Genomic DNA, 15,698 nt, shown 5'->3' with positions numbered 1-15,698 from the left:
CTGAAAACGATTGTCTGGCTGCCGTTCCAACCGCTGTGGATAGCCATGCCGCCCCCGATGTAGATGGCGTTATGCGAAAAGCCCATGCCTCCGTCTGCGTAGTAAATGAAGTCGCCCGGCTGAGGATTCGTTACCGGAGCAGCGAATCTCATCAGTGATTCGGGTGACTCATCACCAACCCCGCTGATGCCGGCGGCCCGCAGCGCGCGCTCACCAAGGACGGTGCAGTCCTGGATTGCGCCCAACTGCGACTTCGCCGAGGCGAGGATGGCGGCATTGATGGAGGTGCCCGGAATCTCGGTCACGCTTGATGAAGCAAGGCTCACCGTCGGACCTGACGACTGCGCGGCGGCAGGTGCCCGGTATACCGCAGGGGTGGGGGCGGCATAGACGGCAGGTGCGGGCGCCGCGTAGACAGCAGGTGCGGCAAACGCGGTGGGGACCGACGCGTCCGCTGCTCCGGAGATCCTGATGCTTTGTCCGGGATAAATGGTGGAGTTCACGCCCAAGGAGTTCAGGGCAAAAAGGTCAGTCAGGCTGACGCCATGGCTGGCGGCGATCGACCCCAGGGTGTCACCGGATTGGATCGTATAGCTGGAGCCGGCGGCTGGCCGGACCGAACCGGCGGCGGACGCCGGAGCGGGACCATTGGCCGTGGCCGAAGCCTGGGCGGGCGCTCCCACCCCCAGCATCAGCGCCGAGACCGCGGCCAGCGCAGCCACCGGACGGCCAATCCGGCCGGCGTTGGAGGCGACGGCCGCAGAGATCTTGGTTAGCGGGCGGGCCTGAACCGGAGTGGCTCGGTGGCGCGGGGTATGAGAATTCCTGGACAAATGAGTACCTCTCCCAATGCCTGCGGGGTGAGCTGTCGGATTCGGATGGGAGCCACCCGGCCACGCAGTCTCCGGCCCAATTTGGCCCGGAAATTTGTGCGGCTTAACCCCTAGGGCTCTCGCGGAGCCCGATGTTGGTTCCCCCGTCTCTGCCGCACGGATGGTGCGAACGGAACCTTAGGACAGCGGCAGAGCTCGGCAATCCACCCAAGGGTGCCGTCAACTGTTGGAACGGCACAGTGCCCAAACCTACCTGTCGCTGCCGGGGATGTCACATTCCGATCACGGTACGTATCCGCCGCCCACGACGTTCGGCACCTTCGCGGGGCGCGGTTTCATGACACCTCGATCCGTGCCGGCCAGCGCCATTAGCCAGCTGAACCCGTAGCCGCGACAGTGGCCAACAGCGCCGTTTTTCCTGTTCGGGCCCAGCGGATGTCCACCGAACGGATCTGCCCCACCGGCGTTGCGACCGTGGCGGAGGGTGCAACAACACTGTCCGGGCCGGCCGTCCAACTGGCGGCCACGGTCGCAACGCCGGCACGGTCCGTCACCACCAGCAGGTAGCCTTTGGCGGCCGGTGCCGTCGTCGTGCCCGAGTAAGGGGACGACGAAGACGGCGGCTGAGCATAGCGGCAGACCCAGTCGATGCGGGTGCCCCAGCCCACGGTGGACAGGGTCCCGGTCGCCGTCACTGCGCTGGCTCCGACAGCGGTAAAGTGCAGTTCGGTTCCGGCCGGCTGCACCTGGACGTCACTTTCCCGGGGGGACAGTGCCAGCGTGATACCGACGGCCGAGGCGGCGCATCCCAGCGCCAGGGCGGCCGCGAGTGCAGCGTTGCGCGCCCGGCGCCGCTTGATCTTTGTTTCGAGTCCGGCCAGAACGCTGCCCGAAGACGGCAGCGCCATGTTGTCGTCGGGCGAATCCGTCGGCGGCAAGCCTGTCAGCGGCGAATCTGTCAGCAGCGCCGTGGCGCTGTCGTCCGGAATACCGGCAAGCATTCCGGGAAGACCTGCCAGCTCGGCCACCGAGGCGCTGCATTCCGCACACCGGGCCAGATGCAGCTCGAAGTCATGACGATCCTGCGCCACCAGCGCCCCCAGCACGTAGGCGGCGTCCCAGTCCCGATACCTGTCGCCGTCCTGCTGCTCCCGGATCATTCGGTCACGCCTTTCTCCTGCAGTGCCAGCCGGAGGGCCCTGAGCGCATAATGCATTCTCGATTTCACTGTTCCCTCGGGAATCTGCAGCTGCCGGGCAATTTCGCGGGTGGATTCGGACCGGTAATAGCCGCGCAGCAGGACTTCGCGATGCTCGGCGGACAATGACGCCAGCGCATCGGACACCAGCCAGCGCTGGAGAATGCGGTCCGTGCTGTCGGTGTCACCGGCAGCGTTCACCGAGGAGGGTTCCGCCGTTCCCACTTCGTGGCGTTTTCGCGCACTGCGCCAGTCATCCACGACCAGGTGCCGGGCCACGGTGAAGAGCCAAGCCCTGACAGCGGGCTCCGGCCTGGCCAGGACCTCCGGACGCTGCCAGGCACGGAACAATGACTCCTGAACCACATCCTCCTCCAGCGCGCTGTCATTCGTCAGGCGCAGGACGTAGCGCAACAACGCGGACGCATGGGCATCATGGAGCAGCCGGATTAAGTGCTCCTGGTCAGTAGGCATTTTCACCTCCCGCTGGTACTACGGTACTGCCGCCCATTCCGTTCAGCACGATTGTCTGGAGCAAAGTCAAAGTGAACCGCCTCCGGCTGCGTCGAGGCACCTGGGATCGGACAGGGAAGCCGCTGAAACCTTGAGCAAATCTTGACGGAATTCTTCGGAAAAACAAGGGAGTGTGCTGAGGTTGAACCCCGAAAGTTAGGACGGTCAGCCGGAGAGGCTGGGAAACTATCCGGATGTTCGCGTGGGAAGCGGGCCGGATTCACCGAACGGAATTACTCTCATGGGTCTCAGCCTCAAAACCACCACCGGTAAAGTCCTCGCCTCCGTGGGCCTCGTTGCCACCGCCGCCGCTGTCGCCGGTCTGGGCACCTACGGTTCCTGGACCTCGTCCACTTCGGCAAGCGCTTCCGTCACGAATGGCACTTTCGGTATGTCCCTCAACGATGCTGCCGGGGCGACGGGGTTCACCGTTGCGGTCGATGGCATGCTTCCTAATGACAGCATCGAACGTCTCGTCACCATCAAGAACACCGGCAACCAGGACTTTGGGGCTGTGAAGCTAACCACCGTCGATCCCTCGTCGTCACCGATGACGTCGAATACCGCCAACGGTCTCCAGCTGAAAATTGAAAAATGTGCCACTACGTGGACCATCGCGGGCACCGGGAAGGGATTCACTTGCACCAACCCCATTGAGGTCCTGAAATCGGGTCCGATCATCGGGGTGGATCGGGAGCTGAGCGGCCTGATTTCCAAGACCGCATCCCCTTCAGCAAATGACTTTTTGAAGGTTACAGCCACCCTCCCGGATAGTGCGCCCGGCGAATGGCAGGGAAAGACTGCCTCGGTCAACTTCGCCTTCACCGCAACGCAGCGCGCAGCCACCGTCAAGTAACGCCGGTTGCGCCCGATCGAGGGCACCGAGCGGCACTCCCGAGACAGCCATTCAGACAGTCACGAAGGAAGCACGATGTCCAGCTTTACGATTTACGGAACCCGGGACGGGGCCGCCGCCGCGGTGCCCCGCCGCGCCGCGTCCGGCCGTCGTCGGGCCGTCAGCACCCCGAGTGGGCTGAAGGAACTTGTTGGCCCGGCCATGCCCGTCATCGGAACGATACTGTTGATCATTGCCGCAGCGCTGTTCCTGCTGCTGGCCATCGGTCCACGCGTCATGGGGTATCAGACCACCACCATGCTCACCGGATCGATGTCGCCCGGGATAAACCCGGGTGACGTCGTCGTCGCCGCTCCTGCCGCCGTCGGCGATCTGAAGGTAGGTGACATCATTACTTATCAAATTCCGGTAGAGGATCATCGAGTTGAAACCCACAGGATCATCGAGGTGATCGCCAATCTGGACGGGTCCACCGCGGTACGGACCAAAGGTGATTCCAACAACGGCTCCGATCCTTGGACCGCCACGCTGCAGGGACAGACAGTCTTCCGCCATGTCGGCACCATCCCGTACCTTGGCACGGTAATCCGAACCCTGCGGGAACCCGCCCTTCGGACCGCACTGATGTATGGCGCGCCGTCGGTGCTGGTGATTGGCCTGCTGCTGTCCATCTGGAAGAAAAGTCCCGAGGATCCAACTGGTGGACGAAGCACGGCTCACGCGGATGCCTAAAGTCAAACCACCTGTGCTTGATACCGCCGGCTTCGATCAGTTGGCCGCCGGGCTGGAATGTCCGGACGGGGCTGTGAGCTTCATGGCGAGCTATCTGGAAATGCTGCCAAGCCGAATAGCCAGGATATTGGCTGCGGTGCTCAGCGGAGACCCCGAGTCGTCCATGGATGCGGTGCTCAGCCTCAGGGTAAGTTCCGGCATGAGCGGAGCATGTCGGCTGGAGCAGAACTGCCGCGAATTGGAAACCGCGCTTCGCGCGTCAGAACAGCAGAAAGTGGACAAGGCCGCGCGGCGCCTCACCAAAGACTTTGACCTTCTGGTCCCGGAAATCAAGTCGCTTCTCGCCTGCTATGCACAGCCCGTGCAGACTGCGGCAATCCTGAGCCAAGCTTGAGGTTACGCCGCTGGTTGTCTTGAGGTTACGCAGGCACCATTAAGACATGTGCACCACCGGGAGCCGAAGGGACGTGCGGGACATGCAGACCGTTGGCGACACGGCTCATAAGCGCTCCTGCTTCCGATGGCGCCGACTTGCGCTTGTCCTCACGTGCGTGGCAGGAATGGTTTGCGTGCCCGCAAATGGCCAGTGCCGCGTTCACCGCAACGACTCAGGTAACCATGCCTGTGTCCACGGCCAAACTGTTAGCCCCCGAGCGCGCCGACACCAGCGTGTCGATCAGCTGCACGGGCAGTTCCAATCCCTCCGGCAATTCTGCCCAGACAGCGAAGATCACCGTCAGCAGCTACGGAAAAGTCCAATGGGCCAACCGCTATTCGATGGCTGTCACCACCCCCACCGGGCAGGTCCTGTCGGTGGCCTTGAACGCGCAGAGCGGTACCACGCTCACCACCAAAGGGTCCGCGAAGGACATGCTGGGAAGCTGGACTTACAGCATTCGGGGTTCCTTCCAAGCGACCGAGGATGCATCAACCGCCTGGTTGGGAGAACCGTTGAACGGCGTCCTAAGCTGCAGGTGAGGAAGTGACCCGACAGCGCTTTTTGGCGGCGTCAAGAGTAAAATTTGGTGCACCATTTCCTCCCGCAAGGCGGTTGTCATGTCCCTTTCGTCCAGCCCCGCAACCACAATCCTCCCCATCGCTGAAGGCGATCGATCCCGGCAATACTATGAACAGGTGCTCGGCCTGCCGTTTCTGGGCCAGGCTGCCGACGGCAACCTGATGTTCGATCTGCACGGATCCGCCACCCTGGGGCTCATGCCGGATCCCGCGGCCAAACCATCCCAACACACCGTAATGAGCTTCGAGGTGCAGGACATCTCCGCGGTGATCCGGGACCTTGAACAGCGGGGCGTGGCATTCGAGGACTACGACTTGCCGGACCTCAAAACCACCGATCACGTGTGCGTCCTCGGTGCGGAAAAGGCCGCCTGGTTCAACGACCCAGACGGCAACATCCTCTGTCTGCACGAGAATCTGAGCTCCAAAGAGTAGTAGACGGCACATCACTCAAAAGCGCACGTCGTGGTCGGGGGAGCGGAGGACCCTGTGGCTTGCTGAAGGATAAGTTCGGCTTATCTATCCAGGGGAAGGGTCGAGCTTCTTTTCGCCGTCGTTCCCCTTCCGCACAACGTGTCCAGCGGCGGCCCGCTTATTCTCCGAAACTTTTTCCGCGGGCCTGTCGATCCAGCGCTGTCCCGTTCGACGCACTAGTAGGACGCATTCAGCGTCCTCACGATCAAGGAGAATAACCATGAAGTTCATGCTCATCATGCGCGCTACGGAAGCCGGCAAAAAAGCCTACGAGGCCGCAGACTTCGAGCAGATCATCAATGCGATGGGTGCGTACAACGAATCGCTGATGAAGGCCGGGGTGCTGCTCGCTGGCGACGGGCTCGCCGACGACCTGAGCGAAGCCTTCGTCGTCGATTTCTCCGCCGAGACGCCCATCGTCACAGATGGACCCTACGGGGAGACCCACGAGCTGTTCAACGGCTTCTGGATCATCCAGACGGCGGGCAAAGAGGAGGCGGTCGAGTGGGCGAGCCGCTGTCCCCTGGGTCCCGGCAGCAAACTCGAAGTACGCCGGGTGACTGAGATGAGCGACTTCGGCGAGTTCTCGGACAATGAATACCTGCGCAAAGAGGAAGGCATGCGCGAGGAGCTCGGCCAGTCCTGAGCGACTTCCGGTGATACTGAGCGATAGTCAGAGAGCATCCGGTGTCCTCCTCCCCAGACATTGAGCGCATTGTCGACGCTGTTTGGCGGATCGAAAGCGCGCGCATAGTAGCGACGCTTGCCAAGATGACCGGCGACGTCGGCCTCGCTGAGGATCTGGCGCAGGAGGCCGTCGTTGACGCGCTCACGGCGTGGCCGGAGTCGGGCGTCCCGCAGAACGCGGGCGCCTGGCTCACGGCCGTTGCCAAACGCAAGGCAATTGACGGTTGGCGCCGCCGCGGGCGGCTCGACGAGCGCTACCGGGCATTGGCTCAGGATCTCCAGGAAGCGGCCGACGACGACTGGCGGCCGATCGACGACGACGTACTCCGGCTCGTCTTCACTGCCTGCCATCCTGTGCTTTCGCGGGAGGCGCAGGTGGCGCTGACCCTGCGGATCGTGGGCGGTCTCAGCAGCAACGAAATCGCCCGGCTGCTGCTGGTGCCGACGGCCACCGCGCAGCAGCGCATAGTGCGGGCCAAGAAGACTCTCTCGGCCGCGCGGGTGCCGTTCGAGGCACCGGAACCGAACGAGTGGACGGCGCGCCTGGCCGCAGTGCTTGCCGTCATCTACTTGATTTTCACCGAAGGTTATTCCGCCACCTCCGGCGACAGTTGGATCCGCTCCGAGTTGGCCAACGAAGCGCTGCGACTGGGCAGGGTGCTCGCGGGTCTGCTGCCGCGGGAGCCCGAGGTGAACGGCCTTCTCGCCCTGATGGAGTTCCAGGGGTCGCGGTTCGCCGCCCGTGTCGATCGAAATGGGACCCCGGTCCTGCTCGCCGATCAGGACCGGTCCCGTTGGGACCGCGCGCAGATCGGCCGTGGTCTCGCTGCGCTCGCACGGGCGGACGCGGTGCGCCGCGGCCGGGGCAACTACGGGCTGCAGGCGGCAATCGCTCAATGCCACGCCACCGCCCCAAGTCTGGGGGAGACCGACTGGGCACGCATCGTCCTGCTCTATGAAGCGCTCGGCCGGCTCGCGCCGAGTCCCGTCGTCGACCTCAACCGCGCGGTTGCTGTGTCCATGGCGACCGGCCCGGCGAATGCACTCCAGATCGTCGACCGCCTCGTCTCAGAGGGCAAGCTGCGCGGATCGCACCTGCTGCCGAGCGTACGCGGCGAACTGCTGCTGCGGCTTGACCGAACCGAGGAAGCCAGGTCGGAGCTGATTGCCGCGGCCGGCTTGGCGGCGAACGAACGCGAAAGCGCGGTACTGCGCGCCAAAGCTCAGACCCTCTGACCGCCGCTCCTGTGTCGACCAGAGGTCTCCCGCTGGCGTGTCCACAGGAACTGCTGCCTGCCCTGCATTTTTCTTGCCTCGGTGCCACACTTGGGCATGAACATCGAGCACTGGTGGTCGAAGCTGAAGTCCTCGACCCGCGCCTGGCTGATCAGGAACAAGGCGATGCCGTACGGCGGAAATTGAATGAACAAGCGAAATGAGTCGAAACCAGGCGGCCCGCTTCGACAAGGGGATGAGGCGCCACGACGGCGCCCACGAGAAAGGGATCACATAATGCGATACATGTTGCTGATGAACTATGAGGGCGGCGCAGGCTGCGACGTGCCGATGGGGGAGTGGGCGCAGGAGGATATCGCCGCGCACATTGAGTTTATGCACGGCCTGAATCGGGAGCTCACCGAGGCCGGTGAATTCGTGGACGCCCAAGGCCTGGCCGCGCCGGAGACCTCCAAGGTGGTGACGTGGGACGGGCGCAATGCACCGGTCATCACGGACGGTCCTTTCGCCGAATCCAAGGAGTTCCTGGCCGGTTACTGGATCGTGGACGTGGATTCTGCCCAGCGCGCCCTTGACATTGCGGCGAAGGCGTCGACCGCACCGGGCAACGGCGGCGTGCCCATCCAGCAACCCATTGAGGTTCGCCAGGTGATGGCAGCGCCGGCGCTCGAGAGCTGAGCGATGCCGCCCGCGGAGGTTCCCGAGTATCTGCTGCGTGAGCTCGCGCCGCGGGTACTCGGGGCTTTGGCCCGCTGCTGTGGAGACTTTACGGCGGCCGAGGATGCCGTACAGGAGGCGCTGCTGGCGGCCGTGCAGGCATGGCCGATGTCCGGGATTCCCGCAAACCCGGCAGGCTGGCTGGTCCGGGTCGCCCAGCGCCGCCTCATCGACGAAATCCGAAGCGACGCGTCCCGGCGCGACCGTGAGACCGCCGTCGTCGTCGACCCAAGCTCCTCCGGCGGTGCGGCCGAACGCGGCGGATCCGGTCCTTGCGCAGGGGACGATACCGTCGAGCTGCTGATGCTCTGCGCTCACCCGTGCCTGAATCCTGCAGCCGCGATTGCCCTGACGCTGCGCGCCGTCGGTGGGCTGACCACGGCCCAGATAGCGGCCGCCTTCCTCGTTCCGGAGCGCACCATGGGGCAGCGTATCAGCCGGGCAAAGCAACGCATCCGTGCTGCCGGCGCGCGTTTCGAACCGCCGGAGCCACAGGATCGTCCGCAGCGTATGCATTCCGTCTTGTCGGTGGTCTACCTGATGTTCAACGAGGGCTACGTCTCCCGCAGCTGCGGCCTGGACCAACCGGACCTGGCGGCAGAGGCCATTCGGATCGCCCGTCTGCTGGTCAACTCCGCTCCGGCCGATCCTGAGGCAGCAGGTTTGCTTGCCCTGCTCCTGCTCACGCATGCCCGGCGGCCAGCACGGACGGACCACGCTGGGCGGCTGGTGCCCTTGGATGAGCAAGATCGGCGACTGTGGGACGCGGAGTTGATTGCGGAGGGCCGTCGGCTGTTGCTGGCTGCGCTTGGCGCGGGGGCTGCGGGACCCTACCAGGTACAGGCGGCCATAGCGGCGCTGCACGATGAAGGCTCCGCTGCCGAGGAAACGGATTGGCCGCAGGTCGCGGCCCTCTACACGCTGCTTGAACGCATGACGCCCAGCCCTATGGTCACCCTCAACCGGGCGGTCGCGGTCGGTATGGTGGCCGGTCCGCAAGCCGGACTGAAGCTGCTGGACGGTTTGAAGTCCCTGGCTGATCACCACCGCTTCCACGCTGTCCGCGCGCATCTGCTTGAACGACTGGGGCGGCTGTCCGAGGCCCGCGCCGCGTTCGAACTCTCTGCCGGACTGACCGCGAACACCGCAGAGCGCTACTACTTGGCTACCCAGGCGGCTCGGCTCACCAACGGCGAGGCTGCGCCGCCTGGATCGGGATAAGGGAAACACGCCGGAGCTTGGATCTCGCAGTCCGCCGGCCACAGGGGAGCGGGGCCGGCTGAACGTTTAAGGGGGGTCGGTTTTCGCCATTTGCGCTGCGCGGAGATCCGCGTCCATCGTCCAAGGCGCCTGCGGGAGAACATGGCCGGTCTCCAGAAGCGACTTGAGATTCGCCATCATGGCCGGCCATCCACTCGAGACGAGGTCGAGCGAAGCCTGGTCGGCCAGATTCTCGTGCGTGACAGTGAGCCGAACGATCTCCTGGTAAGGTTCGATGTGAAGCTCACTCTCGATGGCCCACCCACCGGCTCGTCGCCGGGTGCACCGTGGAAGTGCGGCGCGGCTGGCAGTCCACTCATTCGAGCTGAGCCCGGTTCGGAGGATTTCTGATCCATCGATTGACAGCGCTCAGTGTGCTCGCGGCTGTGGGCCTGGGAACTTTTTGCCTTGCCGGTTGCAACTCGACATCGCGCTGCCTGCCCGCCGCACTCAGCGTGTCGCCGTCGATCGCTTCCGCAGGATCCTCCGTGACCCTTTCCAGCGACGCCGCGGCGTGCGCTCTGGGCTATCCAGCCGGCCATGCCTACACCATCTCGCTCTCCAACGATGGCGTCACCGCACCGCCGGTTACCGCAGGTGTCGACCCGGACGGCTTATTCAGTGCAAAGATCCCGATTTCAGCTGAATTTCCGCCCGGGACGGCCTACCTCATTGTCACCGGCAGCCCTTACGACAACTGCGAAGACGGGGCATCCTGTGCCGGCTACTGGGCAACCATTATGGTGAAGTGACAAGAGCGCCAGGCCCAAAGCGCCGGGCTGCTGGTCGGGTGCGGCCATACTGCCGCGTGTGTCAGCGACAATAGCGGTATGCCATTCCGCGACGAAATCATCACCTTTCATGAACCGCCTGTTCCTGACGGGAAGTCTCCGTACGTGCCCGGTGCAGGCCCCTCTCAGTATGTCGAGATAGCCGATTCAAATGAAGTATGGCCAGAGTCGTTCGACCTGCTGGCCAAGAAGATCCAAGCTGCGTTGGGATGGCGCGCGTTGGAGATCGAGCATGTTGGTTCGACTGCGGTTCGCGGGCTCCCGGCTAAGCCCATCATCGATATCGATCTGATCGTAGCCGACCCGAACGATGAACCGTCTTACGTGCCCGCGCTCGAGGGCGCAGGTTTTGAACTAAGAGTTCGTGAACCTTGGTGGTTCGGGCATCGCCTACTGCGCCACTCCGAGCCGACCTGCCATCTGCACGTTTTCGGCTATGACAGCCCAGAGGTTGTGAAGCATCGAATCTTTCGGAACTGGCTCCGCGCAAACTCAAACGATCGCGACCTTTACGCAAACACAAAGGGCGAGGCGGCAACCCTGGCTCGGAATGCTGGCGAACACTCCATGCAGTACAACGCTCGAAAGGAAAAGGTCATCCGGGGGATTTATCATCGAGCGTTTGTCACCATGGGCTTAGTTACAGCTCGGGACGAGATTGGAGGGGCGCGTCCTTTGCAGTCCGATGAAGCTCTGTGATCGACTACTGCCGATGCGCGTTATTCGTTTTCCTACTATTTGACCCTTGAGCGGTGGCCCAGCAACCACATGGGCCACGAAATCGGCCCGCGGGAGGTGCATCACGCGAGGTAGTTTCCCAGAGCATCGAGCAGGCCACGGCTACCTTCCTCGCGGTTCGGCCCGTCGGCCCAGAATTGGTCGAAGAAGACGCCGTGCTCGGCGTGCGTGAACCGGGCGCCCTCCTCGATCAGTTCGAACTCGAACGACGCCACTGACGTCGACATGTGGACCCCGTCGAGCCACATGTCGTATGTCGTGACGATGCGGACGTGCTCGACGATGTCTGTGTACGTGGCCTCGTACCGCGAGACGGGACCGCCGTGAAACGTCCCCTCGTCGACGTCGCGTCCACCGACACGGAAGTCGAACGCCCACTCACCGTGCTCAACGGTTTCGCCGCCGCCGAACCAGCGAAGCTTCTGCTCCTCGTCGGCGAACGCCTCCCAGACGCGCTCGAGGGGAACGGGGTAGTCGCGGTTCAGGGTGAACTCGGCGCGGGCGAGTCGGCGTTCGATCGTCATGTGGGCGTCCTATCGCGTGAAGGTGACGTGGGTCGTGCCGCTCTCGGCCACTTCCGTCCTCACCCTGTGGGTGAGGTCGAGGCCGGGCAGGTCGTCCCACAGCCGATTTCCCCGGCCGAGGAGAATCGGGGCGACCATGAGGTGCAACTGGTCGACCAGGCCGGCGCGCAGGAAGTCGCGCGCCGTGCCGACTCCACCGCCGACGCGCACGTCCAGGCCGCCCGCGGCCTTGGTCGCCTCGGCGAGCACGTCCTCGATTGCGCCGCTGCGGAAGTGGAACGTCGTTCCTCCCTGCATCGGGATCGACGGACGCGGTGAGGTGTGGGTGAGGACGTAGACCGGAGTGCCAAACGGCGGCTGGTCACCCCACCAGCCCTTCCAGTCCGGATCGTCGGGGAACGAGTGCAGGCCAAACATTGTCGCCCCCATGATCTCGGCGCCGACGCCCTCGGAGAACGCGGCGGCGTAGGAGTCGTCGATCCCGGTCGTGCCGATGCCGTTGGTGTCGCCGAAGACGCGCTCTTGAAACGTGCGGGTCGCGATATAGGCCGCCGTGAGGCGCCCCCAGTCCTCACCCATCGGATTTTCGGGGGAGTGGTCGGTCGTCGAGGTGTAGCCGTCCAGCGAGGTAAACAGGTCGATGCGAACGCGGGTCATGTCAGGTCTCCTTGGGGTATCGAATCAGGTGGATGCCGAGCCGGTCGGCTTGGCGTTCTGCGGGGGTTCGCTGCTCGCCGAGCCACAGGTGCAGTACGTCGAGGGCGCCCGGTCGCAGGCTCACGGTGCGGACGCGCCCGTGCTTCTGCGACGTGACCAGACCCGCGTTCTCGAGGACGCGCAGGTGCTGCATGAGCGACGGCAACGCCATCGAGAACGGTTCCGCGAGTTCGGACACCACGGCCGGTGACTTCACCAACCGTTCAACGATGGCCCGGCGCGTAGGATCCGCAAGAACGCGAAGCACGGCGTCGAGCTCGTCGTAATACCTAGGCATATACCTAACTATTGTTGAACGACAGGGAATCGTCAACCCGCCCACGCCAGGCGATTGACCGGCATGAGAGAGCTCTCCAGCTGAGCTCACCCGAGGAAATGCGACGTACAACGGTCAGGGCAACAATCGATCGAACGCGGGGGAGTTGCCCGTTATGTAATCTGTCGCATAAATAACGATAGTTAGATCATTGCTGGCACCTCTGCGTATCAAGGTCGGTCGTATCCACATCAACAAGTGCAGTGCCTACCGCAATCTGGATCAGCGAGAATAATGGCATGCCATACCGCAACGACATCATTAACTTTCACGAGCCACCTGTCCCTGAAGGGCAATCTCCCTACGTTCCCGGTGCCGGCCCTTCACAGCATGTTGAGGTAGTCGATTGGAGCGAAGTGTGGCCGGAGCGGTTCGAACTACTCGCTGAGCGGGTCCAAGGTGCGTTGGGCTGGCGCGCGTTGGTGATCGAGCATGTTGGTTCGACTGCCGTTCGAGGGCTCCCGGCTAAGCCCATCATCGACATCGACCTGATCGTCGCGGACCCAAACGAGGAGCTGGCGTACATCCCAGCACTCGAACGCATGGGATTCGAGCTAAGAGTTCGCGAACCATGGTGGTTCGGGCATCGCGTCCTGCGCCATCTGGACCCAACCTGCCATCTACACGTTTTCGGCTATGACAGTCCAGAGGTTGTGAAACATCGAATCTTCCGCGACTGGCTCCGCGCGAACCCAAGCGATCGCAATCTTTACGCGGAAACAAAGCGTGAGGCGGCGGCCTTGGCTCGGGACGCCGGGGAACACTCCATGCAGTACAACGCCCGCAAGGAAGTGGTCATACGGGAGATCTACCATCGAGCGTTTGTCGCAAATGGGGCTAGTCAAGGCTTAGGGGCAATATTGGAAGGCACACCCCCCGCCGCGCGAGTCCGAGGCGAACGCCTGGCGTGGAGCCTGGTCGGAGACGTCCTGAGCCCGTTGACCGAGTGGGATTAGTCCGCACGGCCAACCGGCTCAGCGTCTACAACGGCGTGTCCTCGCGGGAGGTTTCCCAATCTTCCGGACCGTTGGAACCCGCAGGGTACTCCTCGATCGGCACGTCATTGTTGGCCCAGGCCTCGACCACCGGTTCGATGATCCGCCAGCACTCCACGGCGGTGTCGCCGCGGACAAAGAACATGGCTTGGTCCGTCAGCACGGCCTTGAGCACTTCACCGTAGGGGAGTAGATCGGTGTCATTGAGCTCGGCCTTAAGTTCGGCGCGGTCCAGGCTGTAGATGTCCCCGGGACCGTTGACATCGATGTCGAGCTGCAATTTCGCCGGGCCCAGCCCCATCCGGATCCGGGTCGCTGTTTCCGTTCCGGTGAAACCGGTGGGCAGATGGGGGAGCGGCTTGAACGTGACAATGGCTTCCATCTTGTTCTTGGCGAGTGATTTGCCGGAGCGCAGGATGAAGGGGACCCCGGTCCACCGCGAGTTGTTGATGTGGACCTCGATCTCGGCGAGGGTCTCGGTGTTGTTCTGGCCGTCCACCCCGGGTTCGTCCACGTAGTTGGGAACCTTTCGGTCACCGATCTTTCCGGCCGTGTACCGGGCTCGGCGAGTGGTTTTGGAATAGTCCGGGCCCACTTCGGCCGCGCGCAGGACTGCCGCGATCCGGTCCCTTACGTCCTGTTCGGCCAGGGTAGCGGGCTCGTCCAGGGCGATAAAGGACATAATCTGCAGCAGATGGCTTTGCATCATGTCCCGCAAGGCGCCGGTGGAATCGTAGAAGCCAGCGCGGCCTTCCAGGGTGATGTTTTCGTCGAAGTAGATCTCCACCTTTTCGATGTGCCGGGAATTCCACACCGGCTCAAGGAAGTGGTTTGCGAACCGCAGCCCCAGGATGTTGAGGACGGTTCCGGTGCCGCGAAAGTGATCCACGCGGTAAATGTGGTTCTCCGGCAGCAGCGCCGCTAACGTCTTGTTCAGCTTCCGGGCCGATTCCTGCCCGGAGCCGAACGGCTTTTCCATCACGAACCGGGTGTGTTCCGGGAGATCGTCCGGGGTGAGCAGGTCGCAAGCCTTCTCGGTGATGGAGGGGGGCAGCGCAAAGTAGACGGCGACCGGTTGCTTCACGGATTTCAGAACTTTCGCGAGCTCCCCCTCCGCAGTGACGTCCACGCAGTGGTAGATGCTGTTCTTCGCGATCTCCTCCAGTGCCTCTTCGCTGGCCGCGCCGTTGGCGGCATTTTCCCCTCCCGAACTGGCGCTAAAGGACTTCTGGACCTGGCCGCGCCACTTCTCCTGCCACCATTCGTCATAGCCGGCACCCACTAGCTTGAGTCCTTTGGCGCCGCCCTGGGAGAGCAGGCTGGCCAGTCCGGGCAACAGGAGCCTCGCTGTGAGGTCGCCCGAGGCACCCAGAATCATCAAGGTCTTTATCTCGTGGCCGTTCTGCTGTGGGTTCTTCGAGGAGTTCATGTTTCCGCCGTCCTGGTAGCTGGTGGGCCATGTATCTGATGAGCCGGTTTTCCATGCTAGACCGGCCGCCGATGAGGCGGCTAGACGGGGTGGGGCTTGGATGCGGCGAGTGCCGCCAGGGCGTCGGCGACGGTCTGCGCCAGAACGGCTGCGGAGCCGGAGATCGTCTTCGGCACGTTGGCGCAGAGCTGCGCAGTGGGGTGGTTACCTCGTGAACGTTCCGCTAGCACCGCACTGAGCGTGCCGACGTCGTTCGCTGCCGCGACGAGGAAACCGGCAAGGCCGTCAGGCTTCGCTCCTGTGTCTGAGCGGGCACCTTCCGCGGCGGCGTAGGTGAGCAGCAGGACGGCAGCCACCAGCATGTCCAGGTGGTCGAGCCGGTCTTCAAGGTAGCGCAGCCGGGCTGCGCGGCGCAGTCCCCGGAACGTCCTGGTCTGGATTCGGTGGGCAATGACCCGTTGGGCGGCCAGGTCGCTAAGATCACTGCGCGCGTCGCGAGCCTGTTCGACGGCGTTCCCTGCTAGGTGGGTGGGTCGGTAGTGGTTTGACGTCGGGTTTGGTGTCGTAGCGGCTTTTTGTTCCTGCCGGGCTGGATCGGTGCGGGTTGCTGGTTCGTGGGGCGCGACCGTGTCGGTCGGTGCTTTCGCCTTCCTTGGATGGTCTCC

Annotated in this window: 20 protein-coding genes and 1 riboswitch; of the genes, 12 read left to right on the top strand and 8 right to left on the bottom strand. The window is 63.5% G+C overall.

Features of this window, described 5'->3' with window-relative positions:
- The 3 genes from IV498_RS17180 to IV498_RS17170 all read right to left on the bottom strand — a co-directional run.
- Positions 1-833 (bottom strand): LysM peptidoglycan-binding domain-containing protein (locus tag IV498_RS17180; protein WP_269048308.1); only part of this gene is annotated, 833 nt, incomplete at its 3' end.
- Positions 834-836: 3 nt separating this feature from the next.
- Positions 837-1,018, bottom strand: a riboswitch (cyclic di-AMP (ydaO/yuaA leader).
- A 183-nt stretch (positions 1,019-1,201) separates the two neighbouring features.
- Entirely contained in the window at positions 1,202-1,993 is a 792-nt protein-coding gene (locus IV498_RS17175; RefSeq protein ID WP_269048307.1) for an anti-sigma factor family protein, read from the bottom strand.
- Positions 1,990-2,505, bottom strand: coding sequence for a sigma-70 family RNA polymerase sigma factor (locus tag IV498_RS17170; protein ID WP_269048306.1), 516 nt, complete (start codon positions 2,503-2,505; stop codon positions 1,990-1,992). Before IV498_RS17170 ends, IV498_RS17175 begins: the two co-directional genes overlap by 4 nt.
- 280 nt (positions 2,506-2,785) lie before the next feature.
- On the opposite strand from IV498_RS17170, the gene IV498_RS17165 reads away from it, so the two are divergent.
- The 11 genes from IV498_RS17165 to IV498_RS17115 all read left to right on the top strand — a co-directional run bounded on the left by IV498_RS17165 (position 2,786) and on the right by IV498_RS17115 (position 11,013).
- Complete coding sequence (locus tag IV498_RS17165) at positions 2,786-3,400, top strand: TasA family protein (protein WP_269048305.1); 615 nt, start codon at positions 2,786-2,788, stop codon at positions 3,398-3,400.
- Between the two features lie 75 nt (positions 3,401-3,475).
- A complete protein-coding gene (locus tag IV498_RS17160; protein ID WP_269048304.1) occupies positions 3,476-4,132 on the top strand; it encodes a signal peptidase I in 657 nt (218 codons plus the stop codon).
- Complete coding sequence (locus tag IV498_RS17155) at positions 4,101-4,526, top strand: Hpt domain-containing protein (protein ID WP_269048303.1); 426 nt, start codon at positions 4,101-4,103, stop codon at positions 4,524-4,526. The genes IV498_RS17160 and IV498_RS17155 overlap by 32 nt, the downstream gene beginning before the upstream one ends.
- 224 nt (positions 4,527-4,750) lie before the next feature.
- On the top strand, positions 4,751-5,110 hold the full coding sequence (locus IV498_RS17150) for a hypothetical protein (RefSeq protein WP_269048302.1): 360 nt from the start codon (positions 4,751-4,753) through the stop codon (positions 5,108-5,110).
- A gap of 78 nt (positions 5,111-5,188) precedes the next feature.
- The gene (locus IV498_RS17145) at positions 5,189-5,584 is read left to right on the top strand and encodes a VOC family protein (protein ID WP_269048301.1); all 396 of its coding nucleotides are present in this window, start codon (positions 5,189-5,191) and stop codon (positions 5,582-5,584) included.
- 259 nt (positions 5,585-5,843) lie between these two features.
- On the top strand, positions 5,844-6,269 hold the full coding sequence (locus IV498_RS17140) for a YciI family protein (protein WP_269048300.1): 426 nt from the start codon (positions 5,844-5,846) through the stop codon (positions 6,267-6,269).
- Positions 6,270-6,310: 41 nt separating this feature from the next.
- Positions 6,311-7,546 carry an RNA polymerase sigma factor gene (locus tag IV498_RS17135; protein ID WP_269048299.1) on the top strand — a complete coding sequence of 412 codons (1,236 nt, stop codon included), beginning with the start codon at positions 6,311-6,313 and terminating at the stop codon, positions 7,544-7,546.
- 276 nt (positions 7,547-7,822) lie between these two features.
- A complete protein-coding gene (locus IV498_RS17130) occupies positions 7,823-8,224 on the top strand; it encodes a YciI family protein (RefSeq protein ID WP_269048298.1) in 402 nt (133 codons plus the stop codon).
- Positions 8,225-8,227: 3 nt separating this feature from the next.
- Complete coding sequence (locus tag IV498_RS17125) at positions 8,228-9,484, top strand: RNA polymerase sigma factor (RefSeq protein ID WP_269048297.1); 1,257 nt, start codon at positions 8,228-8,230, stop codon at positions 9,482-9,484.
- A 527-nt stretch (positions 9,485-10,011) separates the two neighbouring features.
- Entirely contained in the window at positions 10,012-10,275 is a 264-nt protein-coding gene (locus tag IV498_RS17120) for a hypothetical protein (protein WP_269048296.1), read from the top strand.
- A 78-nt stretch (positions 10,276-10,353) separates the two neighbouring features.
- The gene (locus IV498_RS17115) at positions 10,354-11,013 is read left to right on the top strand and encodes a GrpB family protein (RefSeq protein WP_269048295.1); all 660 of its coding nucleotides are present in this window, start codon (positions 10,354-10,356) and stop codon (positions 11,011-11,013) included.
- A 101-nt stretch (positions 11,014-11,114) separates the two neighbouring features.
- Here the strand turns inward: IV498_RS17115 and IV498_RS17110 are convergent, their stop codons facing one another.
- From IV498_RS17110 to IV498_RS17100, 3 genes are read right to left on the bottom strand one after another with little or no spacing between them, the layout of a single operon-like run.
- Positions 11,115-11,576, bottom strand: a complete 462-nt coding sequence (locus tag IV498_RS17110) for an SRPBCC domain-containing protein (protein WP_269048294.1) — start codon at positions 11,574-11,576, stop codon at positions 11,115-11,117.
- 9 nt (positions 11,577-11,585) lie between these two features.
- A complete protein-coding gene (locus IV498_RS17105) occupies positions 11,586-12,233 on the bottom strand; it encodes a dihydrofolate reductase family protein (protein WP_269048293.1) in 648 nt (215 codons plus the stop codon).
- Between the two features lies 1 nt (position 12,234).
- Positions 12,235-12,570, bottom strand: coding sequence for an ArsR/SmtB family transcription factor (locus tag IV498_RS17100; protein WP_269048292.1), 336 nt, complete (start codon positions 12,568-12,570; stop codon positions 12,235-12,237).
- A 242-nt stretch (positions 12,571-12,812) separates the two neighbouring features.
- Between IV498_RS17100 and IV498_RS17095 the strand changes: the two genes are divergently transcribed.
- Entirely contained in the window at positions 12,813-13,565 is a 753-nt protein-coding gene (locus tag IV498_RS17095) for a GrpB family protein (RefSeq protein WP_269048291.1), read from the top strand.
- A 25-nt stretch (positions 13,566-13,590) separates the two neighbouring features.
- On the opposite strand, the gene IV498_RS17090 is transcribed toward IV498_RS17095, so the two are convergent.
- On the bottom strand, positions 13,591-15,033 hold the full coding sequence (locus IV498_RS17090) for a glucose-6-phosphate dehydrogenase (RefSeq protein WP_269048290.1): 1,443 nt from the start codon (positions 15,031-15,033) through the stop codon (positions 13,591-13,593).
- Between the two features lie 80 nt (positions 15,034-15,113).
- Positions 15,114-15,698 (bottom strand): hypothetical protein (locus tag IV498_RS17085; RefSeq protein WP_269048289.1); only part of this gene is annotated, 585 nt, incomplete at its 5' end.

The organism is Paenarthrobacter sp. Z7-10 (genome assembly GCF_026932795.1).
Lineage (GTDB): Bacteria > Actinomycetota > Actinomycetes > Actinomycetales > Micrococcaceae > Arthrobacter_M.
This window is presented reverse-complemented; position numbering and strand designations above follow the sequence as displayed.

Coding starts and splice junctions, on each gene's coding strand:
- IV498_RS17165 (WP_269048305.1), top strand. CDS start 2,786: ATGGGTCTCAGCCTCAAAACCACCACCGGTAAAGTCCTCGCCTCCGTG.
- IV498_RS17175 (WP_269048307.1), bottom strand. CDS start 1,993: ATGATCCGGGAGCAGCAGGACGGCGACAGGTATCGGGACTGGGACGCC.
- IV498_RS17170 (WP_269048306.1), bottom strand. CDS start 2,505: ATGCCTACTGACCAGGAGCACTTAATCCGGCTGCTCCATGATGCCCAT.
- IV498_RS17145 (WP_269048301.1), top strand. CDS start 5,189: ATGTCCCTTTCGTCCAGCCCCGCAACCACAATCCTCCCCATCGCTGAA.
- IV498_RS17115 (WP_269048295.1), top strand. CDS start 10,354: ATGCCATTCCGCGACGAAATCATCACCTTTCATGAACCGCCTGTTCCT.
- IV498_RS17105 (WP_269048293.1), bottom strand. CDS start 12,233: ATGACCCGCGTTCGCATCGACCTGTTTACCTCGCTGGACGGCTACACC.
- IV498_RS17130 (WP_269048298.1), top strand. CDS start 7,823: ATGCGATACATGTTGCTGATGAACTATGAGGGCGGCGCAGGCTGCGAC.
- IV498_RS17100 (WP_269048292.1), bottom strand. CDS start 12,570: ATGCCTAGGTATTACGACGAGCTCGACGCCGTGCTTCGCGTTCTTGCG.
- IV498_RS17150 (WP_269048302.1), top strand. CDS start 4,751: ATGCCTGTGTCCACGGCCAAACTGTTAGCCCCCGAGCGCGCCGACACC.
- IV498_RS17140 (WP_269048300.1), top strand. CDS start 5,844: ATGAAGTTCATGCTCATCATGCGCGCTACGGAAGCCGGCAAAAAAGCC.
- IV498_RS17090 (WP_269048290.1), bottom strand. CDS start 15,033: ATGAACTCCTCGAAGAACCCACAGCAGAACGGCCACGAGATAAAGACC.
- IV498_RS17160 (WP_269048304.1), top strand. CDS start 3,476: ATGTCCAGCTTTACGATTTACGGAACCCGGGACGGGGCCGCCGCCGCG.
- IV498_RS17110 (WP_269048294.1), bottom strand. CDS start 11,576: ATGACGATCGAACGCCGACTCGCCCGCGCCGAGTTCACCCTGAACCGC.
- IV498_RS17125 (WP_269048297.1), top strand. CDS start 8,228: ATGCCGCCCGCGGAGGTTCCCGAGTATCTGCTGCGTGAGCTCGCGCCG.